Raw genomic sequence first — 23,362 nt, forward strand, 5'->3', positions numbered from 1 at the left:
TGTTGTGTTGTCTTTGTTGCAAAAATACTGATTTAAAGAAACTTTAGTGGTGATAATTTTAGATTTTTTGATGCTTTTTTATCAATGATAAAATAAACGTTCCTCTTGCTTTACAACCTTTACTTTCTTTAATGATTTTTGTAGTAATTAAATGTTCTAATTCTGGATGAATCCACTCTTTTTGCAATCCAAATAAATACAAAGCAGTCATTGTGTACGCTCTAACGGCAATTTTTTGCGGAGTCATTAACCAATCGAAACCTGTTTCTACAATGGTATCAATTTGTTGATTGGTTAAGGTTTTTTGAAATTCGTTTTCATGTTTTGAAGTGTATTCAGTAGCAATTTGTTCGCAAATTTTTGCACAAGGTCTAATGGCGCTATCAAAATGCAATCTAGAAATATTCTGCGTAAATTCTTCTAAATGTGGTAGCATCCAACATACATTTCCGTGTGTGCAAATCCATTCTAAAATCCATGCAGCTTTTATAGAAATTTTAGCATCAACATCAAAAGTTAAAGAAACCAGATATTGAAACAATTCTTTATTGTTGTACACAATATTTGCTACCTTATTTCTGTTTTCTCTTTTAGCATTTTCCATTGATTGCAATGCGGAAATCAAAAAATCTTTATTCATATATGCTTTGTTGCGTATCTTTGTTAGATAATTGTTTGATGATGATAAATATAAAAAGACTCTTCTTTGTTGGTATTCTTTTTTTGTTTTTTTTAAACGGACAGGAAGCTGTTGCTCAAAAATACAATCAGTTTGATAAAAACAAAAAGAGAACAGGTCCTTGGAGAAAATACTATACTACAAATAAGAGAATTAAATATATTGGTCAGTTTAAAGACGGAAAAGAAGTTGGGACTTTTAAGTTTTACAATATCAACTACTCTACGCATCCAGAAGCCATTAAAGTTTTTAAAAAAGATTCTGATTCTGTTGCTGTAAAATATTTGTTTGACAACGGAAAAACAAGAGTAACCGGAACTTTTATCGGTAAAAAAAGAGTAGGAAAATGGATGTATTACTTCAAAAAAGGAACTGTTCTTTCTGAGGAATTTTATGTTGATGGAAAACTAGACGGAAAAGTAACGGTCTATTTTGAATCGAACGGAAAGAAAGCAGAAGAATCTGAATATAAAAATGGTTTGTTGCACGGTGTTTCTAAAAAATATTCTGATAAAGAAGTGTTAATTGAAGAAGTATTGTTTGAAAATGGTTTGGCAAACGGACTTGCAAAATACTTTGAGTTAGACGGAAACTTAAAAGAACGCGGACTTTATAAAGACGGAAAACGCTTTGGTAAATGGGAGTTTTATTTAGATGGAGAACTTGCTACCGATAAAGAAAGAAAAGAAACGTTGAAGAATTCCGTCAAACACAAAAATTAAAAGGCGTTGTTTATTTTCTCTGTCATCTCGACCGTAATGGAGAGATCTATCATCAAAAATGATAAAGATTTCTCGATTCCGTTTCGCTTTACTCGAAATGACATATAGTTTAGCGAACTAAAAAATACATAACTTTTTCTTATCAATACATCAGCAAATTCAATGCGTTAATCTCCCAATTGATTTGTATCTTTGCAGTCAATTTTATTAAAAATGAAACGTGTAATTGTTGGTCTTTCTGGTGGTGTTGATAGTAGTGTAACTGCATATTTGTTAAAAGAACAAGGCTATGAAGTGATCGGCTTGTTTATGAAAAACTGGCACGATGATTCTGTAACAATTTCTAACGAATGTCCGTGGTTAGAAGACAGCAACGACGCCATGATTGTTGCAGATAAATTAGGAATTCCTTTTCAAGTGGTCGATTTAAGCGAGCAATACAAAACACGTATTGTAGATTATATGTTTGATGAATACAGCAAAGGAAGAACGCCAAATCCAGATGTGTTGTGTAATAGAGAAATCAAATTTGATGTCTTTATGGATATCGCACTAAATTTGGGTGCAGATTATGTTGCAACTGGACATTATTGTAGAAAAGCTTCAGCAATTATTGATGGAAATCCTGTTTATAAATTACTGGCAGGAAAAGATGATAATAAAGATCAATCGTATTTTTTATGTCAATTATCGCAACAACAATTAGCAAAAGCACTGTTTCCTATTGGCGAACTCACCAAGCCAGAAGTTAGAGCAATTGCTAAAAAAGCCGATTTAATTACGGCGGATAAAAAAGACTCTCAAGGGTTGTGTTTTATTGGTAAAGTGCGTTTGCCAGAATTTTTACAACAAAAATTAGAGCCAAAAGAAGGCCTTATTGTTACCATTCCTGCTGATTCTGAAATCTATAATAGAACAATTCCAACATTTTCTAACAAAGAAGAAGAGTTGGCTTTTTATGCAACCAAATATTCGTATTCAATTGCAGACGGAAAAACTGTTGGCAAACATCAAGGTGCACATTACTTTACAAAAGGACAACGAAAAGGATTAAATGTTGGCGGAACAAAAGAAGCGTTGTACGTGATAGAAACCGATGTTGTAGAAAATGTAATTTATGCTGGTGAAGGAAAAAATCATCCAGGGTTGTACAGAAAAGTTTTGTTTGTTAGCAACGAAGAATTACATTGGATTCGAGAAGACATTACCTTAAAAATTGGCGAATCTTTAGAGGTTGAAGCTAGAATTCGTTACAGACAAGCACTAGAAAAAGCAACGTTACACAAAGTAGAAGATGGCTTGTATGTTGAATTTGACAACAAACAATCTGCCATTACAGAAGGGCAATTTGTAGCTTGGTATCAAAATGAAGAATTACTTGGTTCTGGCGTAATTTCTTAAGCAGTATTTTATTTCCTCTCTAAAAAGTAGTATTTTCGACAGATAAATAAAAGTCGATGAAAAAACTAATCTCCCTAATTGCATTTTTGTATTGTTTTCATGCAGCTGCTCAAGAAGACGCTTGGGTATTCTTAAAAGACAAACCCAATGCAGCAACCTTTTTAGCTTCGCCATTAACCATGTTGTCGCAACGTGCTTTAGATCGTAGAACGCGCCAAAATATTGCGTTAGATAACAAAGATGTTCCGATGGAAACAACCTATTATTCTCAGATTAAAAGTGCGACAGGAATTACAGTGTTGGCAAAATCGAAATGGTTAAATGCAATTCATGTACAAGGAACTCCAATAAATATTAAAAACCTTAAAACGACTTATAATACGTTTGTTGAAAAAATAGAATTTGCTGATAAAACATTGAATGCTAAAGGACGTGTACATCAAAGTTCAACAACACCTAAACGTAAAAATAAATTCGAAAAAACAAGTACTACTTTTAATTACGGGAATGCAACCAATCAAATTACGATGTTGAAAGGAGATTTTTTACATCAACAAGGATACACAGGCACAGGAATGTACATTGCAGTGATTGATGGTGGTTTTCTGAATGTAAACACATTAGCTGCTTTTAAACGATTGAGAGATAACAATCAAATTTTGGGAGGTTATAATTTTGCAGACAGAAACACCAATTTTTATACAAGAGATAATCATGGAACCAATGTTTTATCAACTATTGCTGGTTATATTGACGGGCAATTTATTGGTACATCTCCAGATGCAAAATTTTATTTATTTATTTCAGAAATCTCAGAAACAGAAACAGTTTTGGAAGAAACACTTTGGGTTGAAGCAGCTGAAAAAGCAGATAGTTTAGGGGTAGATGTAATTAATACTTCGTTAGGTTATACAACTTTTGATAACGCAAATTACAATTATACCTATGCAGATATGGACGGAAAAACAACGTTTATTTCTCGTGGAGCAGAAATTGGTGTTTCTAGAGGAATGATTTTAGTAAATGCTGCTGGAAATGATGGGCGTATTGATAATCCATGGAAATATATTGGAGCACCAGCAGATGTAGCTGGTGTTTTTACAGTTGGTGCAGTTAATGCAACGGGAACCATTGCTGATTTTAGTTCTTATGGACCAACTTCTGATGGTAGAGTAAAACCAGATGTGTTGGCGCAAGGGCAAAATGTGTATGTAATTAATCATACTACTGGAGATCCAGTAACTTCAAACGGAACCTCTTTTTCTTCGCCAATTATGGCGGGAGTTGTCGCTTGTTTTTGGCAAGCATTTCCGAACTTAACAAATACGCAAATTATGCAACGCATTCGCGAATCGGCAGATCGGTATAACAGTCCAACTGCGCAATATGGTTATGGAATTCCGAATTTTGAAAATACATACAACACCGTTTTAAGTGTGGATGGCCAAGAATTTTTAAACGCCACAACTGTATATCCGAATCCAGTAACCAACAGATTAACGATCAAGACTTCTTTACAGAATTTAGAAAATACAAAGATTCAAATCTATAATGTAATTGGAAAAAAAGTGTTTCAAAAAAACAGTTTAACTACTAAAACCATAGATGTTTCTGCTTTGAGTTCTGGAATTTACATCTTAAAAATCACGAATGGAAATCAGCAAAATACAATTAAGTTGATTAAAAAATAATGACAAACAACATCACACAACTTTTCAATATAAAATATCCAATTGTTCAAGGAGGAATGATTTGGGTTTCTGGTTATAAATTAGCATCCGCAGTTTCTAATGCTGGTGGTTTGGGTTTAATTGGCGCAGGTTCTATGTATCCAGAAGTGCTTAGAGAACACATTCAAAAATGTAAAAAAGCAACCGACAAACCGTTTGGTGTAAACGTACCCATGTTGTATCCAGACATAGAAAAAATCATAAAAATTATTGTAGAAGAAGGCGTTAAAATTGTCTTTACTTCCGCAGGAAATCCAAAAACGTGGACAGCTTTTTTAAAGGAAAAAGGAATTACCGTTGTGCATGTAGTTAGTTCTGTAAAGTTTGCGTTAAAAGCAGAAGCAGCCGGAGTTGACGCTGTGGTTTGCGAAGGTTTTGAAGCTGGCGGACATAACGGAAGAGAAGAAACAACCACGTTTACGTTAATTCCGATGGTAAAAGAACAGGTAAAAATCCCTGTGATTTCTGCTGGAGGAATTGGTTCTGGACGCGCCATGTTAGCCGCAATGGTGTTGGGAGCAAATGGCGTACAAGTTGGTAGTAGATTTGCTGCAACCAAAGAATCTTCTGCACACAATAATTTTAAACAAACCATCATTAATGTTAAAGATGGCGATACCGAATTAACCTTAAAAGAATTGGCGCCGGTTAGATTGGTGAAAAATAAATTCTATCAACAAATTCAAGAATTGTATACACAGAATCCGACGTTAGAACAAATTAAAGAATTACTAGGAAGAGCAAGAGCAAAAAAAGGAATGTTTGAAGGCGATTTAGAAAATGGCGAATTAGAAATTGGGCAAGTTGCCGGAATGATTCACGACATAAAATCTGCCAAAGAAGTGATTGATGAAATGATGCAAGAATTTGACGCAGTAAAAAAACAATTTTAATGGACGGAACAAAAAGAGTAAATATACAAGTTGGAGCAGAAGTGAAGGTTGTGCAAAAACATCACCAACGAAGTGGGGAATTGACCGAAGGAATTGTAAAACGCATCTTAACAAACTCACCAAATCATCCACACGGAATTAAAGTGCAATTAACTTCTGGTATTGTTGGCAGAGTGAAAGCGGTTTTATAATATTTGTCATTGCGCTTGTGCTAAACTTGATTCAGTAACTACGAAGCAATCTCAGAATAAATATACAGATTACTTTTTCCTAACGTCCTCTTAATGACGTTCTAATTGTCATTCCCTTGTAAAAGGGAATCTATATTAAGTAAGTAGATTTGCTAAAACCAATAGAATTTTAATAGTGTCTGTTTGGATTCCCGCTTGCGCGAGAATGACAAAACGTTATGATTATTATCTTTTATTTCTTTTATTTCTTTTTCTTCTTTTTTGAAGCGTTTAATAAAGGCGCTGTGTACTGATTGTACAAATCGAATAAATATTCTATGCGTTTATTTTATTTTTTATTTCAGGACACACTCAAAAATACCAATCACTTTAAATGTTAATAGTTCTTCATCTTCTAATACAATTTTTTCATAATTTTTATTAGTCGATAATGGTTTTAAAATAATAGATTGGTGCTTCCATCCTTCCTCATTTTGATGTTTTTTGCTTTCATATTCCTTAATTGTATAACATGAGCCAAAGTCTGAATCATGGATATTAGTGCTTTCAACTAATACAATTTGACCATTTCTTGAGCCACCTGAATATTTTCGAAAAAGACAGTAAGAGCCATTTGGAATTACTTTATTCATTGATTCGCCAATTACCTGACAAGCAAACAAATCCTTACTAGGTTTAACTTTATTAGGAATGTTTATCCATTTCATATCTTCTACTTGCTGATTTGAACCGAAGCAACCAGCTGCTACTTTAAGGTCGTATAAAGGTATTGCGTTTTCGAATGGAAGAATGTTTTCTGTTTTAAATAACTCTATGGTTTTAGGCTGTTCTGTGAGAAACTTTGGAATAAAAGATTCAAAATATTCTCTCAATAAAGGATCGCATACGTAAACATAAGTTCCTTTAATTCCTCTAAGCAAAATTGTTTTATAGATGTTTAAAATAAAGGCTTTCAATTCCTTTGGATCTTTGATAGATTGTTTTCCATTTTTATCAAAGTAGCTTTCTTCTTTAATTATGATTTCTCTAGTCTTAGGGTTAAAAGATATTTCGTTTCCGAATATAATACCAGAATAGTTAAGGTCATAACCCTGTGTTGTGTGGATGCATCCAACTTCATTAATAGAACCTTCTGAGTTTATCCAATCATTAGAAGTTCCATTCCATTTTAGTTGTACATTATCTATTTGAATATCAAAAAAATCTTTGTTTTTATTTGATTTCCACTCCCAAGAGTAACCAGCAATGAGCCTTGAAAGTCCGCTTTCTTTTTCACGTATTTTTATTTGTTCTATCATTTTTTCAAGTGAATCAAACAATGTGAATTCGTATTCTTTTGAATTGAATTTTAAACTTTCTTTAGTCAAACGACAATGCAGTAAGGAATCAATATATTCAACGTAAGCATTTCCACCTTTTACTCGAAATTGTGACTTTAGTTTGAGGATAGAGGCTTTTTTAGATTTTTTAAGTAAATCAAAATCCTCTTTTTTAGCGTCAGAAGGTTTAATTGATTGACTTTCATCATAGAATAAAACGGTGTATTTTGATTGCATAGTTACCCAATCTAATTCACTTGATTTATGCTTATCAAGATTGAGTGCATGACATGCTTTATCAAAAGCGCCAAAATATGCGCCTAGATTTACTCTACGCCTCAGTCTATGAGATTCATCAACAATTAATAAGTCATATTTTTCTTTACTAACTTGTGCTGGCCCAATAACCATACTAGCACTTAATCCTTTAATGTTTTTAAAAATTTTCTTTAGTGTTGTTCTAAATGAAGACATGGGAACAACTAGTGCCATTTTGGGCTTTGGAAGAACTTTCTTAATTTGGTTGATTAAGTCGATATAAACTTTTTCCTCTGAACCGAATTCTTTAAAATTAAAATCTTCTAGTTCACTTGATAGCATTTTAAAAAGAAAAATTGCTAGGATTGTTTTTCCAGTTCCTGCTCCTCCTTCAACAATTGTATTATTATGCTTTCCAGTCGCTAGGTTTTGTAATATTTGAAAAAGCCCTTGACTTTGTTCCTTTGTTAAGCTTTTGTATGGAGAATATTTGAAGAGGTCAGAATTATCAATGTGTTCAATAGAATGTTTAGAAATGCCTTCTTTTCTAAGTTGATTCCAAACGGAATTAAAGATGTCCCAATAGACCTCTTTCTTTTGATAATAATTGTGATTTGCAAGACCAAGGTTTCCATTTAATAACTTAAATACATTGTCTCCTGAAATGTATTTAATCAAGTTTGATTCGATATCAAGTGTAGCTGATTTATTAAATTTTTCACTCGTGATTAAGTGAACAGAAGTAAGTTTGCTTTTTGTTTTGTGTTTTAAATGAGTACTCATTCGTGAGTAAGCATCTGTTGTTTCACCAACGTAAGCAGTTTTTGTTTCGCCATCACTCAAGATATATACTAGTGGCCAAAGATCTTTAGCAAAATGATTACTGCTGAAGTTTTCAAATAGATTATTTTCAAAATCGTAATGATTTACTTTTACTTGCGTTGAAATCATTAGAGCTTGTTATATTTTTTAGCAGTTCCTTTTGCTTTTTCTATTGGATATTTTTCTCCATTCTTTTTCATTTTATCTAAAACAATCTGCTTGACATCAAAACGATATTTTTCAGCAAGTAAGAAAGCGTAAGTAAAAACATCAGCTAACTCTTGTTTAATATTTTCCATATTTGCATCTTCATGTTTTTTCCACAAAAATTCTTCAAGTAATTCACTTGCTTCAATACTTATTGCCAATGCTAAATCTTTTGGGTTGTGAAATTGCTCCCAATCTCTTTCATTTCTAAATTTTAATAAAGCATCAGTTATTTCCTTTATATCTTTCATAATTTTAAGGCTCTGTCTTTAATTTCGTTCCAGCTTAATGCCATTTTGTTGGTTTCTTTTTAAGTTTAGCAATTTAATCAATAACAAAACCTTATTCCACAGGAATCTTAATTTCATATAGTTTACGAGACTTGTTGTTCAGTTTGTTTTCTCGCAACCAAGGATTGTGTAATTTTAGTTCTTTGTAATTAGTTCCGAAACCTTTAGCAAAATCAGCAATGTTATGTATTATGGTGTCAACTTGTACAATTCTGGTTTTTGGATTTGTATATAAATCGTTTTCGTCAAAGATAAATCCGTAGGCTTTTGGGTTCGATAATACTTCTTTTAAAGCGATAATTCTAAACACATAACGTTCGGTTTCATCTGGCAATAACACATCGTAATAACTCGTTACTTTTTGTGTTTCTAAACTTCTTGCAATACGTGCATTTCCTGCATTATACGCAGCAGCAGCTAAGGTCCAACTTCCAAAACGCTCTTTTGATTTTTTTAAATATTCTGCGGCAACTTTTGTCGATTTTTCGATGTTGTAACGCTCATCCACATTTTTGTTGATTTCCAATCCGTATTCTTTTCCGGTTGCTCTCATAAAATGCCAAAATCCTGCTGCTCCAGCAGATGAAGTTTCATCAATCAATGCACTTTCTGCAACGGCTAAATATTTAAAATCGTCTGGCAAATCGTATTTTTTTAACAGCGGTTCTAAAATAGGAAAGTATTTATTGGCTCTTTTTAATAACAACAAACCGTTAGATTGCCAATAGGTATTTACCAACAATTCTCTGTCCATTCGCTCTCTAATATCTAATTGTTCTAACGGAACTCTTTCTCCTGCTAAATTTAAATCTGGCGATAATTTTAAGGCTTTAATTTTATAGGTATCACTGGTGTTTTTTTGAGGTTGAATTTGTGAGGTGCTTATTGCATTGATAAAAACAACAGTGAGTATTAAAATGCTAAAAATGGATACAAATCTTGTGGATTTTGTCATAGTAAAAAAATGTTTTTATAAATGTATAAAAACAAGTACGCTTTAGCAAATTAAAGCTTGACTAATAGCTGAAGAAATTTTCTTTGCTTTTGTAATAACCATTACATGTGTTCCATTTTCGATTTCAATACAATTTGTAATGTATTTTATAGGAAAAACTTCGTCTCTTGTACCGTGAATATGCACAATGTTTTCGATGGATTCTGATTGTTGCCAATGTAAAATAGTTACAATTGCCCAATGCAAATATTCTGCATTTCTAACTGACATGTATTTTTTATAGGTTTGGAATTTCTTTTTCTGATAATCTCCTAAAAACATGTCTACATACGTATCAATATTTTCTATAAATTTTGCCGGAAACAATTTGTACACCTTTGTTTTTTCAACCAGTTTTAAGCGTTTTGGAAGTTCGTTATGATTTTTAATGCTAGAAATGATGATAACTTTCTTAGTTGCCATGATTTTGCTCATTTCTTGCACAAGCACGCCACCAAAAGAAACCCCAATTAACACCGGATTTTCGTGTGTAATTTCATCACACATTCTTTGTGCGTACGAAGCAATATTTTCATCTCTAGAAAGCGGAATTTTCCATTCTAAAAAATGACATTCAAAGAGATTTTTATCTAACGTAAGATATTCATATATTTTGCTGTTAGCAGCCATTCCGGGAACAAAATAAATATGTGTTTTAGACATCCTTTAATATAGTGATAAATACTGTGTGAAATTTAATTTTTGTTTTGTCATTCCTGTTGAAACAGGAATCCAAATTTACTTTATGATAGATTCCTGCCTTCGCAGGAATGACATTGTTTATTGACTAAAAATTATTTAAATTAATGCTGCTTTTTCTTTTACAAAATCAAATCGAACCAAACCATCTTCATCGATAGTTGTTAAAGCAATTTCGTGAATGGTATTAACCAATGCAGGGTTCCATGGCGATTTTACTTTTACGTAATTCTCTGTAAATCCGTTGATATACCCTTCTTTGTTTTCGCTTTCAAACAATACTTTTGTGGTGTTTCCTAACTGACTTTCGTAGAAAGCTCTGCGTTTTTTTACGGACAAACCACGCAACATTTTACTGCGTTTTGCACGTACTTTTTTAGGAACAATTCCATCCAAAGTTACAGCCTCTGTATTTGGTCTTTCAGAATAGGTAAAAACGTGTAAGTATGAAATGTCTTGTTCGTTTAAGTAATTATACGTTTCTAAAAACAATTCATCTGTTTCTCCAGGAAAACCAACAATTACATCAACGCCAATACAAGCGTTAGGCATCACTTCTTTAATTTTTTCAACTCTATTTGTATAGGTTTGACGTAAATAACGACGTTTCATTTTTTTTAACAACTCGTCGCTACCAGATTGCAACGGAATGTGAAAATGCGGAACAAAGGTCTTGGATTTTGAAACAAAATCAATCGTTTCGTCTTTTAAAAGATTTGGTTCTATTGATGAAATTCGCAAACGGTGAATTCCGTCTACTTTATCCAATTCTTTGACCAATTCTAAAAAGGTATGTTCGTGTTTTTTATTTCCGAATTCTCCTTTTCCGTAATCTCCAATATTTACTCCGGTTAACACAATTTCTTTGATACCCTTTTCAGAAATTTCTTTGGCATTTTGCAACACATTTTCTACCGTGTCAGATCTAGAAATTCCACGTGCAAGCGGAATGGTACAATAGGTACATTTATAATCGCAACCATCTTGTACTTTTAAAAAGGCACGAGTTCTATCACCAATAGAATACGCGCCAACATAAGCATCTGCTTCTTCAATTTCGCAAGAATGTACTTCGCCAATATCGTTTTTTGTCAAATCGTTGATATAACTTGTTACATTGAATTTTTCTGTTGCTCCCAACACCAAATCTACACCATCAACATTTGCCAATTCTTCTGGTTTTAGTTGTGCGTAACATCCAACGCCAATAATAAAAGCGTCTTCATTTTGCTTTAAAGCCGATTTTACAATCGATTTAAAGCGTTTGTCTGCATTGTCTGTAACCGAACAGGTATTTATTACGTAGATGTCCGCTTTTTTATCAAATTCAACTCGTTCAAAACCTTCATTTACAAAACTACGAGCAATGGTTGAGGTTTCAGAGAAATTTAATTTACATCCTAAAGTATAAAAAGCTACTTTTTTATCTGCATTCATTCTTGTACATTTATCAGTAGCAAATTTACACTATTCTTAATGATTTTTGAAACAGAAAGAGTATTAGTTAGAAAACTGACTTTAGGAGATTTAAATGCATTTCATCAAATGCAAAGCAATCCAAAAGTGATGCAGTATGTAGATAAGAATTTAAAAAACTTAGATGCAAACACTAAAGAATTAAGTAAATTGATTTTTAAATATACTCTACCAAATAATGATTTTTGGATTTATGCTATTGAACGAAAATCTGATTCAAAATTCATTGGTACTTTAGCATTTGTTGAAGATGTTGCAAATAAATGTGAGATAGGCTATCGATTTTTAGAAGAATATTGGAGAAATGGGTATGGAAATGAAGTTGTTACAGCAATGATTATTTACTGCAAAACAAAAGGGTATAGAAGTTTGATTGTACATGTTGCGTATGAAAATATTGCATCAGATAAGATTATAAAAAATACAGGATTTAAGTATGTTGAAGATGCATTTTGTAAAGCAGCAAACGTAAAAGAACGAAAATATATATTAAACTTATGATAGTAGATAATTTGAAACCTCCTTATTACGCGGTTCTTTTTTCAACATTGATGACAGATAATCTTGAAGGTTATATAGAAACTGCTCGAAGAATGGAAACATTAGCAAAATTGCAACCAGGTTATTTGGGAATAGAATCTGCACGGAACGAAATCGGAATTACCGTTTCTTATTGGGAAAGTTTAGAAGCCATTACACAGTGGAAAAATAACGTTGAACACACCGAGGTGAGAGAATTAGGAAGAGAAAAGTGGTATCAACAATACCAACTTAGAATCTGTAAAGTAGAACGAGAATATGGTTTTAAAGCTTAGTTGAGTTGTAAACTAGCCTGAATAGGAAAGTGGTCAGAGAATTTTTCATCAAAAGTTGTAAATTGATTTACCTGAATATCTGAACTTGTTAAAATAAAATCAATTCGCATCGGAAAAGAATAGTTAAACGTTTTTCCGAAACCTTCGCCAGCTTCTACAAACGCATCTTTTTTATTTGATTTAATTTTTCGATACACCCAAGAATAGGCTGTATTATTAAAATCTCCTAAAACTATTTCTTTGCCTTTCCAACTTTTTTCATGTGCTAAAAACCGCTCTACTTGAAGTGCTTGTTTTTTAAATACTGTCTCGAATCTCCCCAATAATTTTTCATTATTTTTTTCTCCAAAATATTCTTTATTTGTATTGATACTTAACGATTCTAAATGTACATTATACACACGAAGGGTGTCTTTATTTTTAAGAATGTCTGCATAAATAATATTGTTTCCGCTGTTTTTAAAATCTAACGAGCCCGAATTCACAATGGGGTATTTCGAATAAATTGCTAGCCCAAATTTGTTGTTTTTAGATTTTGTTTTAATGTATTGATATAGATACTTAAAATGAATTTCTGGCGATGCATAAAACTCTTGGATGGCTAAAATATCTGGATTTTTATGATTGATAAAATCAACTGTTTTTTGGGCTAAATGTTCATCTTTATTCCATTTGTAGTAGTTAAACATTCTTACATTATAACTCATTATTTTTAGGTTTTCGCCTTCGGTTTCTGTTGTGTCAGAAAATTTATAAAATGGAGAAGAAATAAACCAACCAATAATCAATACAAGCGCAGAAATAACAAGTTGTTTTTTTAATTTTAGAATCCAATAGATTAAAAAAAGAAAATTTACAATAAATAAAACAGGTACAAAAAGACTGATGACTGCGAATAGTGAAAATGACTTCGGAGAAATATAAGGCAATAAAAACGACAGCAATAATAATGCAGCGAATAAAGAATTCAGAAAGAAGAAGAATGTGTCAAAAAGTGATTTCTTTTTCATTACTACTTTCCTTGTTTAAATAAAAAATCTTTTTCTTCTTTTGATAAAGTGTCGTAACCAGATTTGCTAATTTTATCTAAAATAACATTTATTTTTTGTTGTTTATATGTAGTGTTTGCTTGTTTTTTTGGAGCCGTTTTTTTCGATTTATACACCGTTTTTAAAGGGTTCTTTTTAGAGGCAAAAAAACCAACTATTTTACTCCAAAATTTTATTTCTGTAGTACTTGCTTGATTTACGTAAAAGAATCCGAAGAGCGCTCCGCCAATATGTGCCAAATGTCCGCCAGCATTTCCAGCAGGAATTTGAATCATATCTAACAGCATCCAAACAGCGGCTAAATGCCACAATTTTACAAATCCGATTAAAGGAATTTTAAATTGATAATTTGGAATGTAGGTTGCCAATCCAATAAAAATGGCTGAAACTCCAGCCGAAGCACCAAGTAAAAAGCTATTAGAAACATCATTTTCAAAAGCAGGAAAGAAATTATAACTCAACAGAAAAACAATTCCGCCAAACAAGGTGCCTAAAATGTAAAAAGAAATAAATTGTTTCGGCGTAAAATATTGGATAAATAAATTACCAATAAAATACATCGAAATTAAATTCATTAAAATGTGGATAAAATTTACGTGTACAAAACCATAGGTAATAATGGTCCATGGTTTTGTGATAAATCCTTCAAAAGTTGCAGGTAAAATAAACCAATTTGCAATTGGACTGTTTGCTTGAAAAAGATAGCCTAAGGTGTTAAATATAAAAAGCAACACAAAAACAGCCACATTGATAGAAATAAATTTTTCTACAATATTGGCGTATTTAAATTTTGTTTGTAAGTTTTGTAATATGTTCATTTACTGCATCCTAAATTGATTTTTTTTCCAATACCAAGCAATTATAAATCCAATAATGGCTCCGCCAATATGCGCAAAATGCGCAATGTTTCCTACAGAATATTTGGTAACTCCAAAGAATAAATCTCCTAATAATATAATAGGAATAAAGTATTTTGCCGCAATCGGAACAGGGAAAAAGATCAAAGCTAATTTTGCATTTGGAAAGGTCATTCCGAAGGCGACTAAAACGCCATAAACTGCTCCAGAAGCTCCAATTGCTGGCGTGTGGTACAAACTGTAAAACTCGCTCATTTCTTTATTGCTTAAAGTAATGAGTGCATCATTGTATTTTCCAGTATCTAAAATAGATTGTATATCTGTACTAGAAACTCCCATATTTAGAAGTTGTTCATAAACACCATTAAATTGATAATAATTTACCAATGTGTAAATTGCTCCGGCTCCTAATCCGGCAGAAAAGTAGAAAAATAAAAATTTATTTCGTCCCCACATTTGTTCTAGCGGCGTTCCAAAAGCCCACAAACCATACATGTTAAATGCAATGTGCATAAAACTTCCGTGCATAAACATGTGTGTTACATATTGCCAAATTCCAAAATGTTCATTTTTTGGAAAGTACAAGGCAAAATATTGAACAAGATCTAATTTCATCAGTAGCGGAACTGCAAAAAAGATGATGTTAATGATGATTAAGTGCTTAATAGCTTCAGTAATTCTACCCATTCTTATGTTTTTTAATAACTATTAAAAATAGCGTCAATTTCTTTTATTGTTAATGTTTTAAAGGTTGCTTTTCCAGATGGAGCAGTAGATGGCTCTTTGCACGAAAATAAATCGTGCACCAAATTTTCTTGCTCTTTAGCATTAAGCGTTGTTCCGGTTTTTATCGCCAATGATTTTGCAAATGATTTTGCCATCACATCAAAATGACTAAAACTAGATTCTGGAACTTCAATTTTCATGTCGTCTAACAATTGTTCTAAAATCAATGAAATTTGACTTTCAGTGATTGAAGTCGGAATTCCTTTTACAACAACTGCTTCATCAGAAATAGATTCGAATAAAAACCCCGTATTTTCTAAATCGGCTTTCATGGCGTCAATCATTTCGATATCGCTTTTAGAAAAAGAAATATGCACAGGAAACAATAATTGTTGACTCAACGCTTCATTTACTGTAATACTTTCTAAAAATTCTTCATATAAAACACGTTGATGTGCTAAATTTTGGTTGATTAAAACCATTCCTGATTTGATAGAACTCAACAAGTATTTTTTCTGAATTTGAAATGTTTTTCCAGTTTCAGAAGTTTTATCTTGATGAAAAAGTGCTTCTTGATTTGTGGTTTCAGTAGTTTCTAATGGCGCATATAAACGCTCCCAGTCTTGAGAATTTTTTTGGTAAGAAACATCTTTTGGATGAGATTTTTGTTGCTCCGTTTTAAACGGATTGAAATTTGGATCAACGGTTATTTTTGGAGTAGAAGCATTTGCTTTTCCTCTAAAATTATACGGCGTATCTAACGTGCTATCTCTGTTGAAATCTAATACTGGCGCAACATTATATTGCCCTAAACTATGTTTTACGGTAGCTCTTAAAATGGCATAAATATCTTTTTCATTCTCAAACTTAATCTCTGTTTTTGTTGGATGAATATTGATATCGATACTACTCGTTGGAACCGTTAAATATAAAAAATATGATGGATGCGCACCTTTTTCTAACAAGCCATCAAAGGCATTTACAACAGCGTGATTTAAATACGAGCTTTTTATAAAACGATCGTTTACAAAAAAGAACTGTTCGCCTCTTTTTTTCTTTGCAAATTCTGGTTTTGCAACAAAACCTTGTACAGAAATTAAATCGGTTTTTTCATCAATCGGCACTAATTTCTCATTCATTTTTGCTCCAAAAATAGAGACAATTCTTTTTCGAAGATTGCTTTCTTTCAGATTGTAAACTTCATTGCCATTATGATGTAATAAAAAGGCAATTGATGGATGCGCCAAAGCAACACGCTGAAATTCGTCTATAATATGACGCGTTTCTATGGCGTCAGATTTTAAAAAATTACGTCTCGCAGGAATGTTAAAAAATAAGTTTTTTACAGAAACACTAGTCCCTTTTGGAGTAGAAACAACTTCTTGCGAAGTAATTTTACTGCCTTCAATTTTTATGTGCGTCCCTAATTGTTCGTTGTTCTCTTTTGTTTTTTGTTCTACATGCGCAACAGCAGCAATAGAAGCTAAGGCTTCACCACGAAATCCTTTTGTGTTGATGTTAAATAAATCGTGTGCATCTTTAATTTTAGAAGTGGCATGACGTTCAAAAGATAAACGAGCATCAGTTGTACTCATTCCTTTGCCGTCATCAATTACCTGAATTAAGGTTTTACCTGCGTCTTTTATTAATAAAGTGATAGAAGTTGCATCTGCATCAATAGCGTTTTCTAACAATTCTTTTACAACAGAAGCAGGTCTTTGAACAACTTCTCCTGCAGCAATTTGATTGGCAACATGATCTGGTAATAATTGAATAATATCTGACATCTAATTCTTAAAAAAGATGGATATATCAAAATCTATGATAAATAAGAAGACAAGAGTTAAAATAGCTATAATTGTAAGCAAAGTTTTATTTACGCCTTTTCCTCTAAATCCTTTCAATTCATCCCACGCAGTAAATAATTTAGTTTTTAAGCCTTTGTTTTTACCAACTGTTGTTCTGTATTCATCAAACTTATGTTTAATTTCATAAGGATTTCCTTCTCCTTGATAAAATCTAGGTTTGTAATCAAATTTTTTATTGGTGCGCTTTAAAAATCCCATAATTAGTGTAAATGAATTAAGATTATTGATTTTTTTATTACAAAAATCAAACCAACTTAAGCTTATGAGTCAAATTTACAGAATAAAAAAGAAGTGGTCAAGGATTGTTAAAAAGTATCTTGTTAAAACTGTCTTAATGCAGCCATTTTTATCGCAGCAACAGCACACTCAATTCCTTTGTTTCCTAATTTACCGCCAGATCTATCAATAGATTGTTGTTTGGTATTGTCTGTAAGTACACAGAAAATGACAGGAACATCGTGTTTAATATTCAAATCAACAATTCCTTGTGTAACGCCTTCACAAACAAAATCGAAATGTTTTGTTTCCCCCTGAATTACATTTCCAATTGCAATAATGGCATCAACATTTTGTGATGCGATCATTTTTTTACAACCATATACCAATTCAAAACTACCAGGAACATCCCAAGAAATAATATTACTTTTTGCTGCGCCACAATCAATTAAAGTTTCGATAGCACCTTTTTGAAGATTTCTTGTAATCTCTGGATTCCATTCAGAAACAACAATCCCAAATCGAAAAGGTTTCGCATTTGGGATTGTTGCTTTATCGTAATATGATAAATTAGTTGTAGCCATGAAGCTTAGTTTTTAGCAGCAAATTCTGCGCTACTTATATACTTGTCTATATCTCCAGCTTGAGAAGAAGTTGGAAATTCTGATTTTATTCTTTTAAATAATGTTAATGCTTGATTATAATCTTTTAAATTCATTGAAAGCTGTGCAGCTTTAAATAAAAATAATGGAGTTGTATAATTGTTTACTTTTTTTGTTGCTTTTAAATAATAATCAACCGCATCTTTATATTGGTTGATGTCTGCAAAAGCATCTCCAACTGCACCTAAAGCAACAGGGCCAATAGCAAAATCATCCGAAGAAAATTCGCTTAAATATTGAATTGCTTTATCGTATTTTTTTAATTTTAAATAAGAAAGACCCGCATAATAGTTTGCTAAATTTCCTGCTGAAGTTCCACTATAAGTATTCGCAATATCAACAAAACCATATTTTCCGTCTGCACCTTCTAAACCTAAGTTTAATAAAGAATCTACGCCAACAGAAACGGTATTTGCTTCGTTAAAATATTTTCTTGGAAACGACAATTCGTTTGCAGCTTCTTTTTCAGTTGGTTCAAGTACATATTTACTGTACCCTAAATACCCTAAAATTGCAACAGCAACTAAAACTAAACCATAAAATAAAGGCTTACTGTTTTTTTCTATCCATTTCTCAGATCTCGATGCAGTTTCGTCTAAAGTATTAAATACTTCTGCCGTTGCACTTTGCTCTTGAGCTTGTTCTCTATTGTCTTTTGGTTTTGATCCTCTTTTCTTGTATGTTGCCATGTTCGCTAAAAAATTAGTAGGGGCAAAAATAGTTTATTTTATTGGATTTTAAAAACAGATAATTCGCTAAATTTTCAATAATTTGCAATTTCTTACTATAGATAATAAGGATTCATGTATTTGCAAAAAATTTATTTGGTCAATTTTAAAAATATTTCTTCTCAAACATTTGATTTTCAGGAGAAAATAAATTGTTTCGTAGGCAATAATGGCGTTGGTAAAACCAATGTCTTAGACGCAATTTATTATTTATCTTTTGCAAAAAGTTACTTTAATTCGGTTGCTTTGCAGAATATTAGACACGGAGAAGATTTTTTTATGATAGAAGGCAACTATATTTTAGGAGAAAGAGACGAAAAAATTGTGTGTAGTTTAAAAAAAGGGCAGAAAAAAGTTTTAAAAAGAAATGGGAAAACCTACGAGAAATTTTCTGAACATATCGGGCAATTACCGTTGGTAATTATTTCTCCTGCGGATAGAGATTTAATTGTTGAAGGAAGTGAAACCAGAAGAAAATTTATAGACGGAGTTATTTCTCAGCAAGACAAAGAATATTTACAAAGTTTAATTCAATATAATAAAGTTGTAAGTCAGCGAAACGCGTTGTTAAAATATTTTGCAGCCAATAGAACTTTTGATGCACTGAATTTAAAGATTTACGATGAACAATTAATTTCTTTCGGAACCATTATCTATAACAAACGCAAAAAGTTTTTAGACAGCTTTGTGCCTATATTTAATGAAAAATATCAACTAATTTCTGAAGATAAAGAAAAGGTAAATTTGGTATACAAAAGTCAGTTAGAAACCCTATCTTTTGAAAAATTACTAACGCAAAATTTAGAAAAAGATAAAATTTTGCAGTATACTTCAGTTGGAATTCATAAAGATGATTTAAGTTTTGAAATTGGTGGTTATCCGATTAAAAAATTTGGTTCTCAAGGGCAGCAGAAATCGTATTTAATTGCATTAAAGTTGGCGCAATTTCAATTTATAAAAGAACAAGCATCTGTAGTTCCTATTTTGTTATTGGATGATGTTTTTGATAAATTAGACGAGCACAGAGTTTCACAAATAATTAAATTGGTAAATAAAGACGAATTTGGTCAGATATTTATTACCGATACACACGCAGAAAGAACTGAAGAAGTTATTAAAAAAAGTAATAAACCCTATCAGATATTTAAGTTGTAAAACTAAAGTTAGAGAGTTGTAAAGTGTGAAAAAAGTTTCAAAGTAGCAAAGTGGTAAAGTTACAGAGGGATTACAGCGTAAAAGCGTAAAGAAGTTTGTAAAAATATTGAATAAGTTATTTTTCACTAATCACTAATCACTAATCACTAATCACCAAATCATGGCAAAAAGAGAAAATGATGCTTTTTCGGTAAAAGATTTAATGGGTTCTTTTATAAAAGAAAACAACCTTTCTAAAGGAATGCAAAAATTGAAAATTGAAGAAATTTGGGCAAAACTAATGGGGCAAGGCGTTGTTTCTTATACAGAAAAAGTGCAGTTGCAAAATAAAACCTTGGTCATTTCTTTATCGTCTTCTGTTTTACGTGAAGAGTTGAGTTATGGTAAAGATAAAATCATTAAACTGATGAACGAAGAGATGGGTGAGGAGCTGATTTCTAAAATTATGCTTGTTTAATTTCAATTATCAGTTATCAGTTATCAATTATAATGAATATATGGCTGTCTTTCTGAGCGGAGTCGAAGGCTCTTTTATAAGTACTTATTTTAAAACAAAAAAACTCGTTGCAATTGCAACGAGTTTTTATAGTTAAGCGTTTTATTAGGATGTAATCCTTAAAACATTTCTCTTCCTGAAAAATGAAAAGCACCTTCAATAGCAGCATTTTCATCAGAATCAGAACCATGTACAGCATTTTCTCCAATAGAAGTTGCGTATAATTTTCTGATTGTTCCTTCAGCAGCTTCCGCTGGATTTGTAGCACCGATTAAAGCTCTAAAATCTTCAACTGCGTTGTCTTTTTCTAAGATTGCGGCAACAATTGCTCCGCGTGTCATAAATTCTACTAACTCACCAAAAAATGGACGCTCGTTATGCACAGCATAAAAAGCTTCAGCATCTGTTTTTGTCATTTGAGTTAATTTCAAAGCAACAATTCTAAAACCTGCTGCGTTAATTTTTTCTAAGATTGCTCCGATGTGTCCGTTTTCAACGCCATCAGGCTTAATCATTGTAAATGTTCTATTTGTTGCCATCTCTAATTTTAAAAATTTTGTGCAAAAGTACAGTTTTATCTGTTAACTGCAAGTTAATTATAACTTTTGAGTGTGTTCTTAGCGTAAAACAGGATTTTTTTTGTGTATTTGCATCGTAATTTCGCTTGCTTTACATCGGGTTTTATGATTTTGTAGCTCTAAAACGTGAGTTAGAAGGGGTTTATTACAAATTTTTCTGCTGCTTTTTACAATTGATTTAACACAAATCTAAGATTTATTTGTTTAGCAAATTTGGGATTATGTCGTATATTCGCAGCTTATGGAGAAAGGACAATTACATAAATTACAATCGTTTTTATCAACCAAAAAAAACATTGTAATTGTACCACACAGAAATCCTGATGGAGATGCAATGGGTTCAACTTTGGCGTTGTGTCAATACTTTAACTCTAAAAATCATTCAGCGACTGTTGTTGCGCCAAATGAATATCCAGATTTTTTGCGTTGGTTACCAGGAAGCGAAAAAGTAATTTTATTTGACAAACAAAATAAACAAGCAAAAAGAGCGATTGAAGCTTCTGATATTATTTTCTTGCTAGATTTTAATGCGCTGCATAGGGTTGGAGACGACATGGCAAAAACATTAGAAGTGTATAAAAATGATTTTGCAATGATAGATCATCATCAACAACCAGATGATGTAGCTACCTATTTGTATTCTGATACTTCAATTTGTTCAACGGCGCAAATGGTGTATCATTTTTTAGAGATGTTAAACGATACAGATGCTATTACAAAAGATATTGCGACGTGTTTGTACACAGGAATAATGACAGATACGGGTTCGTTTCGTTTTAGATCTACAACGAGCGAAACGCACAGAATTGTTGCAAAGTTGATTGAAAAAGGAGCAGAGAATGATAAAATTCACAGCAATGTGTACGATTCTAATTCGTACAACAGACTGTTGTTATTAGGTCAAGCATTAACAAATTTAAAAATTTTTCCAAAATACAAAACAGCTTTTATTACACTTTCTGAAAAAGAAAAAAAGAAGTTTCATTATAAAAAAGGAGATACAGAAGGAGTTGTAAATTATGCACTTTCTTTACACGATATTGTTTTTGCGGCTATTTTTATTGAAGATGAAGAGCAGAAAATAATTAAAATATCTTTTCGTTCTAAAGGAAGTTTTTCTGTAAATCAGTTTGCTAGAAATTATTTTAATGGCGGCGGACATGATAATGCTGCTGGAGGGAAATCGGATCTTTCACTTAAAAAAACAGTTGCCTATTTTACCTCATTATTACCAAATTATAAAAATGAATTACAAGATTCTTATGAAGAATAGCGCAATTTTATTTTTAAGTGTAGTATTGTTTTTTTCTTGTAAAGAACAAGAAGCGAGAAGACCAATTGTGCAAAAAACGGCAACAATATTGTCAGAAACTTTAGATCAAAAGAAAAAATTAATCGCTCTAGAAAATAAGGTAATCGAAAATTATATAGCACAAGACTCTACGAAACAATATCATGTAGCTTCGTATGGATTTTGGTATTCTTATATTACACAAAAACAATTAGAAACCCAAACACCTAAAATAGGAGATGTTGTAGAAATATCATACAACATAACAAATTTATATGGAAATGTTTTTTATGCTAAAGACGAATTAGGGATAAAAAAATACAAAATAGATAAAGAAGATTTTATTCCTGCATTACAAGAGGGAATAAAATTGATGAAAGTAGGAGAAACCATTACATTTGTCATTCCGTCTTACAGAGCTTTTGGCCTAGTTGGCGATGAACATAAAATAGGTGTCAATCAAACCATAAAAAGTACAGTAACATTAATAAAAATTATAAAAAAATGAAAATAGTAAAAACGTTAGCATTACTTATTTTAACAATAGGATTGGTTTCTTGTAATCCTAAATATAAAACGAAGAAGCTAGACTCTAAATTAGATTCTGTTAGTTACGCTTTAGGTGTAGATTTAGCAATAAAAATAAAAACCAGTTTTGGAAAAATAGATACAGATTTGTTTGTCCAAGGGTATTTGAATGCAACAGATTCTTCAGGCTTATTATTAAAAAAACAAGATTTAAATATTATTAATAAATACATACAACAAAAACGCATTGAAAAAACTAATAGAGAGCAGCAAAAATCTAAAGCTGAAGTTGAAAAAAAATTCGGATCAGTTAAAAAACTTGGGGAAGAATTTTTAGCTTATAATAAAAAGAAAGCAGGAATAATTACTACTAAAAGTGGCTTGCAGTATAAAATTATAAAAGAAGGTAAAGGAAAAAAACCGACAGCAATGTCAACTGTTAAAGTACATTATACTGGAGAACTAATTAATGGAACTGTATTTGAAAGTTCTAGAAGCAATAAAAAACCTTCAGAGTTTAAAGTATATGAAGTTATAAAAGGCTGGACAGAAGGCTTACAATTAATGAGAGAAGGCGCAAAATATCGTTTCTTTATCCCGCAAGAATTAGCTTATGGCTCAATGTATAAAAGCAAATTAATTCAACCTTTTACCGCATTGATATTTGATTTAGAGTTAATAGAAATAGTAAAAAAATAACCAATTCAAACAA

General features: G+C 31.8%; 26 protein-coding genes. 12 read left to right on the forward strand and 14 right to left on the reverse strand.

Annotation, left to right across the window (positions count from 1 at the left end; genetic code table 11):
• Positions 1–58 precede the first annotated feature (58 nt).
• Complete coding sequence (locus tag KCTC32516_RS08615; RefSeq protein ID WP_301400007.1) at positions 59–640, reverse strand: adenylosuccinate lyase; 582 nt, start codon at positions 638–640, stop codon at positions 59–61.
• A gap of 38 nt (positions 641–678) precedes the next feature.
• On the opposite strand from KCTC32516_RS08615, the gene KCTC32516_RS08620 reads away from it, so the two are divergent.
• The 5 genes from KCTC32516_RS08620 (at position 679) to KCTC32516_RS08640 (ending at position 5,616) form a co-directional block, all read left to right on the forward strand.
• Positions 679–1,401, forward strand: a complete 723-nt coding sequence (locus KCTC32516_RS08620; protein ID WP_301400008.1) for a toxin-antitoxin system YwqK family antitoxin — start codon at positions 679–681, stop codon at positions 1,399–1,401.
• Positions 1,402–1,614: 213 nt separating this feature from the next.
• Positions 1,615–2,802: a tRNA 2-thiouridine(34) synthase MnmA gene (gene mnmA / locus KCTC32516_RS08625; protein ID WP_301400009.1), complete on the forward strand. Its 1,188-nt coding sequence runs from the start codon at positions 1,615–1,617 to the stop codon at positions 2,800–2,802.
• 56 nt (positions 2,803–2,858) lie between these two features.
• Positions 2,859–4,493, forward strand: a complete 1,635-nt coding sequence (locus KCTC32516_RS08630; protein WP_301400010.1) for a S8 family serine peptidase — start codon at positions 2,859–2,861, stop codon at positions 4,491–4,493.
• Complete coding sequence (locus KCTC32516_RS08635; protein WP_301400011.1) at positions 4,493–5,425, forward strand: NAD(P)H-dependent flavin oxidoreductase; 933 nt, start codon at positions 4,493–4,495, stop codon at positions 5,423–5,425. The genes KCTC32516_RS08630 and KCTC32516_RS08635 overlap by 1 nt, the downstream gene beginning before the upstream one ends.
• Positions 5,425–5,616: a YwbE family protein gene (locus KCTC32516_RS08640; protein ID WP_301400012.1), complete on the forward strand. Its 192-nt coding sequence runs from the start codon at positions 5,425–5,427 to the stop codon at positions 5,614–5,616. The genes KCTC32516_RS08635 and KCTC32516_RS08640 overlap by 1 nt, the downstream gene beginning before the upstream one ends.
• Positions 5,617–5,951: 335 nt before the next feature.
• Here KCTC32516_RS08640 and KCTC32516_RS08645 read toward each other — a convergent pair whose 3' ends face one another.
• From KCTC32516_RS08645 to mtaB, 5 genes are all read right to left on the reverse strand, one after another.
• Positions 5,952–8,144, reverse strand: coding sequence for a DNA/RNA helicase domain-containing protein (locus KCTC32516_RS08645; RefSeq protein WP_301400013.1), 2,193 nt, complete (start codon positions 8,142–8,144; stop codon positions 5,952–5,954).
• Positions 8,144–8,473 (reverse strand): nucleotide pyrophosphohydrolase, encoded by a 330-nt coding sequence (locus tag KCTC32516_RS08650; protein ID WP_301400014.1) that lies wholly within the window; start codon positions 8,471–8,473, stop codon positions 8,144–8,146. The genes KCTC32516_RS08645 and KCTC32516_RS08650 overlap by 1 nt, the downstream gene beginning before the upstream one ends.
• Positions 8,474–8,564: 91 nt before the next feature.
• Positions 8,565–9,467 (reverse strand): lytic transglycosylase domain-containing protein, encoded by a 903-nt coding sequence (locus tag KCTC32516_RS08655; RefSeq protein ID WP_301400015.1) that lies wholly within the window; start codon positions 9,465–9,467, stop codon positions 8,565–8,567.
• 42 nt (positions 9,468–9,509) lie between these two features.
• The gene (locus KCTC32516_RS08660) at positions 9,510–10,169 is read right to left on the reverse strand and encodes an alpha/beta hydrolase family protein (RefSeq protein WP_301400016.1); all 660 of its coding nucleotides are present in this window, start codon (positions 10,167–10,169) and stop codon (positions 9,510–9,512) included.
• Between the two features lie 135 nt (positions 10,170–10,304).
• The gene (gene mtaB / locus KCTC32516_RS08665) at positions 10,305–11,642 is read right to left on the reverse strand and encodes a tRNA (N(6)-L-threonylcarbamoyladenosine(37)-C(2))-methylthiotransferase MtaB (RefSeq protein ID WP_301400017.1); all 1,338 of its coding nucleotides are present in this window, start codon (positions 11,640–11,642) and stop codon (positions 10,305–10,307) included.
• A gap of 39 nt (positions 11,643–11,681) precedes the next feature.
• Here mtaB and KCTC32516_RS08670 point away from each other — a divergent pair, with 39 nt between their 5' ends.
• Together KCTC32516_RS08670 and KCTC32516_RS08675 are read left to right on the forward strand one after the other, a co-directional pair.
• The gene (locus tag KCTC32516_RS08670; protein WP_301400018.1) at positions 11,682–12,182 is read left to right on the forward strand and encodes a GNAT family N-acetyltransferase; all 501 of its coding nucleotides are present in this window, start codon (positions 11,682–11,684) and stop codon (positions 12,180–12,182) included.
• On the forward strand, positions 12,179–12,496 hold the full coding sequence (locus KCTC32516_RS08675) for an antibiotic biosynthesis monooxygenase family protein (RefSeq protein ID WP_301400019.1): 318 nt from the start codon (positions 12,179–12,181) through the stop codon (positions 12,494–12,496). The genes KCTC32516_RS08670 and KCTC32516_RS08675 overlap by 4 nt, the downstream gene beginning before the upstream one ends.
• Here the strand turns inward: KCTC32516_RS08675 and KCTC32516_RS08680 are convergent.
• The 7 genes from KCTC32516_RS08680 to KCTC32516_RS08710 all read right to left on the reverse strand — a co-directional run bounded on the left by KCTC32516_RS08680 (position 12,493) and on the right by KCTC32516_RS08710 (position 18,563).
• Positions 12,493–13,506 (reverse strand): endonuclease/exonuclease/phosphatase family protein, encoded by a 1,014-nt coding sequence (locus KCTC32516_RS08680; RefSeq protein WP_301400020.1) that lies wholly within the window; start codon positions 13,504–13,506, stop codon positions 12,493–12,495. The genes KCTC32516_RS08675 and KCTC32516_RS08680 overlap by 4 nt on opposite strands.
• Positions 13,507–13,508: 2 nt before the next feature.
• A complete protein-coding gene (locus KCTC32516_RS08685; protein ID WP_301400021.1) occupies positions 13,509–14,363 on the reverse strand; it encodes a rhomboid family intramembrane serine protease in 855 nt (284 codons plus the stop codon).
• On the reverse strand, positions 14,364–15,089 hold the full coding sequence (locus tag KCTC32516_RS08690) for a rhomboid family intramembrane serine protease (RefSeq protein ID WP_301400022.1): 726 nt from the start codon (positions 15,087–15,089) through the stop codon (positions 14,364–14,366).
• Positions 15,090–15,100: 11 nt separating this feature from the next.
• A complete protein-coding gene (gene mutL / locus KCTC32516_RS08695) occupies positions 15,101–16,915 on the reverse strand; it encodes a DNA mismatch repair endonuclease MutL (protein ID WP_301400023.1) in 1,815 nt (604 codons plus the stop codon).
• Positions 16,916–17,194 carry a riboflavin synthase subunit beta gene (locus KCTC32516_RS08700; RefSeq protein WP_301400024.1) on the reverse strand — a complete coding sequence of 93 codons (279 nt, stop codon included), beginning with the start codon at positions 17,192–17,194 and terminating at the stop codon, positions 16,916–16,918. It lies immediately after the preceding gene.
• 122 nt (positions 17,195–17,316) lie between these two features.
• Positions 17,317–17,796: a 6,7-dimethyl-8-ribityllumazine synthase gene (gene ribH, locus KCTC32516_RS08705; RefSeq protein ID WP_301400025.1), complete on the reverse strand. Its 480-nt coding sequence runs from the start codon at positions 17,794–17,796 to the stop codon at positions 17,317–17,319.
• A 5-nt stretch (positions 17,797–17,801) separates the two neighbouring features.
• Complete coding sequence (locus tag KCTC32516_RS08710) at positions 17,802–18,563, reverse strand: tetratricopeptide repeat protein (RefSeq protein WP_301400026.1); 762 nt, start codon at positions 18,561–18,563, stop codon at positions 17,802–17,804.
• Between the two features lie 114 nt (positions 18,564–18,677).
• Between KCTC32516_RS08710 and recF the strand changes: the two genes are divergently transcribed.
• Positions 18,678–19,757 carry a DNA replication/repair protein RecF gene (gene recF, locus KCTC32516_RS08715; RefSeq protein WP_301400027.1) on the forward strand — a complete coding sequence of 360 codons (1,080 nt, stop codon included), beginning with the start codon at positions 18,678–18,680 and terminating at the stop codon, positions 19,755–19,757.
• Positions 19,758–19,917: 160 nt separating this feature from the next.
• Positions 19,918–20,214, forward strand: a complete 297-nt coding sequence (locus KCTC32516_RS08720; protein ID WP_301400028.1) for a DciA family protein — start codon at positions 19,918–19,920, stop codon at positions 20,212–20,214.
• A gap of 158 nt (positions 20,215–20,372) precedes the next feature.
• On the opposite strand, the gene KCTC32516_RS08725 is transcribed toward KCTC32516_RS08720, so the two are convergent.
• Positions 20,373–20,792: a nucleoside-diphosphate kinase gene (locus tag KCTC32516_RS08725; RefSeq protein ID WP_301400029.1), complete on the reverse strand. Its 420-nt coding sequence runs from the start codon at positions 20,790–20,792 to the stop codon at positions 20,373–20,375.
• Between the two features lie 280 nt (positions 20,793–21,072).
• Between KCTC32516_RS08725 and KCTC32516_RS08730 the strand changes: the two genes are divergently transcribed.
• From KCTC32516_RS08730 to bamJ, 3 genes are read left to right on the forward strand one after another with little or no spacing between them, the layout of a single operon-like run.
• The gene (locus KCTC32516_RS08730) at positions 21,073–22,104 is read left to right on the forward strand and encodes a DHH family phosphoesterase (protein WP_301400030.1); all 1,032 of its coding nucleotides are present in this window, start codon (positions 21,073–21,075) and stop codon (positions 22,102–22,104) included.
• Positions 22,094–22,630: a gliding motility-associated peptidyl-prolyl isomerase GldI gene (gene gldI / locus KCTC32516_RS08735; protein WP_301400031.1), complete on the forward strand. Its 537-nt coding sequence runs from the start codon at positions 22,094–22,096 to the stop codon at positions 22,628–22,630. Before KCTC32516_RS08730 ends, gldI begins: the two co-directional genes overlap by 11 nt.
• On the forward strand, positions 22,627–23,349 hold the full coding sequence (bamJ, locus tag KCTC32516_RS08740; RefSeq protein WP_301400032.1) for a BamJ family beta-barrel-assembly machinery protein: 723 nt from the start codon (positions 22,627–22,629) through the stop codon (positions 23,347–23,349). Before gldI ends, bamJ begins: the two co-directional genes overlap by 4 nt.
• Positions 23,350–23,362 lie beyond the last annotated feature (13 nt).

The sequence above is a fragment of the Polaribacter huanghezhanensis genome (assembly GCF_030444335.1).
Taxonomy (GTDB): Bacteria; Bacteroidota; Bacteroidia; order Flavobacteriales; family Flavobacteriaceae; genus Polaribacter; species Polaribacter huanghezhanensis.

What these genes read in the sequence shown, in the direction of transcription:
- KCTC32516_RS08615 (WP_301400007.1), bottom strand. Translation starts at nt 640, where the DNA reads ATGAATAAAGATTTTTTGATTTCCGCATTGCAATCAATGGAAAATGCT.
- KCTC32516_RS08725 (WP_301400029.1), bottom strand. Translation starts at nt 20,792, where the DNA reads ATGGCAACAAATAGAACATTTACAATGATTAAGCCTGATGGCGTTGAA.
- KCTC32516_RS08685 (WP_301400021.1), bottom strand. Translation starts at nt 14,363, where the DNA reads ATGAACATATTACAAAACTTACAAACAAAATTTAAATACGCCAATATT.
- KCTC32516_RS08655 (WP_301400015.1), bottom strand. Translation starts at nt 9,467, where the DNA reads ATGACAAAATCCACAAGATTTGTATCCATTTTTAGCATTTTAATACTC.
- mnmA (WP_301400009.1), top strand. Translation starts at nt 1,615, where the DNA reads ATGAAACGTGTAATTGTTGGTCTTTCTGGTGGTGTTGATAGTAGTGTA.
- mtaB (WP_301400017.1), bottom strand. Translation starts at nt 11,642, where the DNA reads ATGAATGCAGATAAAAAAGTAGCTTTTTATACTTTAGGATGTAAATTA.
- KCTC32516_RS08690 (WP_301400022.1), bottom strand. Translation starts at nt 15,089, where the DNA reads ATGGGTAGAATTACTGAAGCTATTAAGCACTTAATCATCATTAACATC.
- recF (WP_301400027.1), top strand. Translation starts at nt 18,678, where the DNA reads ATGTATTTGCAAAAAATTTATTTGGTCAATTTTAAAAATATTTCTTCT.
- KCTC32516_RS08670 (WP_301400018.1), top strand. Translation starts at nt 11,682, where the DNA reads ATGATTTTTGAAACAGAAAGAGTATTAGTTAGAAAACTGACTTTAGGA.
- KCTC32516_RS08620 (WP_301400008.1), top strand. Translation starts at nt 679, where the DNA reads ATGATGATAAATATAAAAAGACTCTTCTTTGTTGGTATTCTTTTTTTG.
- KCTC32516_RS08650 (WP_301400014.1), bottom strand. Translation starts at nt 8,473, where the DNA reads ATGAAAGATATAAAGGAAATAACTGATGCTTTATTAAAATTTAGAAAT.
- KCTC32516_RS08710 (WP_301400026.1), bottom strand. Translation starts at nt 18,563, where the DNA reads ATGGCAACATACAAGAAAAGAGGATCAAAACCAAAAGACAATAGAGAA.
- KCTC32516_RS08635 (WP_301400011.1), top strand. Translation starts at nt 4,493, where the DNA reads ATGACAAACAACATCACACAACTTTTCAATATAAAATATCCAATTGTT.
- gldI (WP_301400031.1), top strand. Translation starts at nt 22,094, where the DNA reads ATGAAGAATAGCGCAATTTTATTTTTAAGTGTAGTATTGTTTTTTTCT.
- KCTC32516_RS08640 (WP_301400012.1), top strand. Translation starts at nt 5,425, where the DNA reads ATGGACGGAACAAAAAGAGTAAATATACAAGTTGGAGCAGAAGTGAAG.
- KCTC32516_RS08660 (WP_301400016.1), bottom strand. Translation starts at nt 10,169, where the DNA reads ATGTCTAAAACACATATTTATTTTGTTCCCGGAATGGCTGCTAACAGC.
- KCTC32516_RS08720 (WP_301400028.1), top strand. Translation starts at nt 19,918, where the DNA reads ATGGCAAAAAGAGAAAATGATGCTTTTTCGGTAAAAGATTTAATGGGT.
- KCTC32516_RS08680 (WP_301400020.1), bottom strand. Translation starts at nt 13,506, where the DNA reads ATGAAAAAGAAATCACTTTTTGACACATTCTTCTTCTTTCTGAATTCT.
- KCTC32516_RS08630 (WP_301400010.1), top strand. Translation starts at nt 2,859, where the DNA reads ATGAAAAAACTAATCTCCCTAATTGCATTTTTGTATTGTTTTCATGCA.
- KCTC32516_RS08675 (WP_301400019.1), top strand. Translation starts at nt 12,179, where the DNA reads ATGATAGTAGATAATTTGAAACCTCCTTATTACGCGGTTCTTTTTTCA.
- KCTC32516_RS08645 (WP_301400013.1), bottom strand. Translation starts at nt 8,144, where the DNA reads ATGATTTCAACGCAAGTAAAAGTAAATCATTACGATTTTGAAAATAAT.
- KCTC32516_RS08700 (WP_301400024.1), bottom strand. Translation starts at nt 17,194, where the DNA reads ATGGGATTTTTAAAGCGCACCAATAAAAAATTTGATTACAAACCTAGA.
- bamJ (WP_301400032.1), top strand. Translation starts at nt 22,627, where the DNA reads ATGAAAATAGTAAAAACGTTAGCATTACTTATTTTAACAATAGGATTG.
- mutL (WP_301400023.1), bottom strand. Translation starts at nt 16,915, where the DNA reads ATGTCAGATATTATTCAATTATTACCAGATCATGTTGCCAATCAAATT.
- KCTC32516_RS08730 (WP_301400030.1), top strand. Translation starts at nt 21,073, where the DNA reads ATGGAGAAAGGACAATTACATAAATTACAATCGTTTTTATCAACCAAA.
- ribH (WP_301400025.1), bottom strand. Translation starts at nt 17,796, where the DNA reads ATGGCTACAACTAATTTATCATATTACGATAAAGCAACAATCCCAAAT.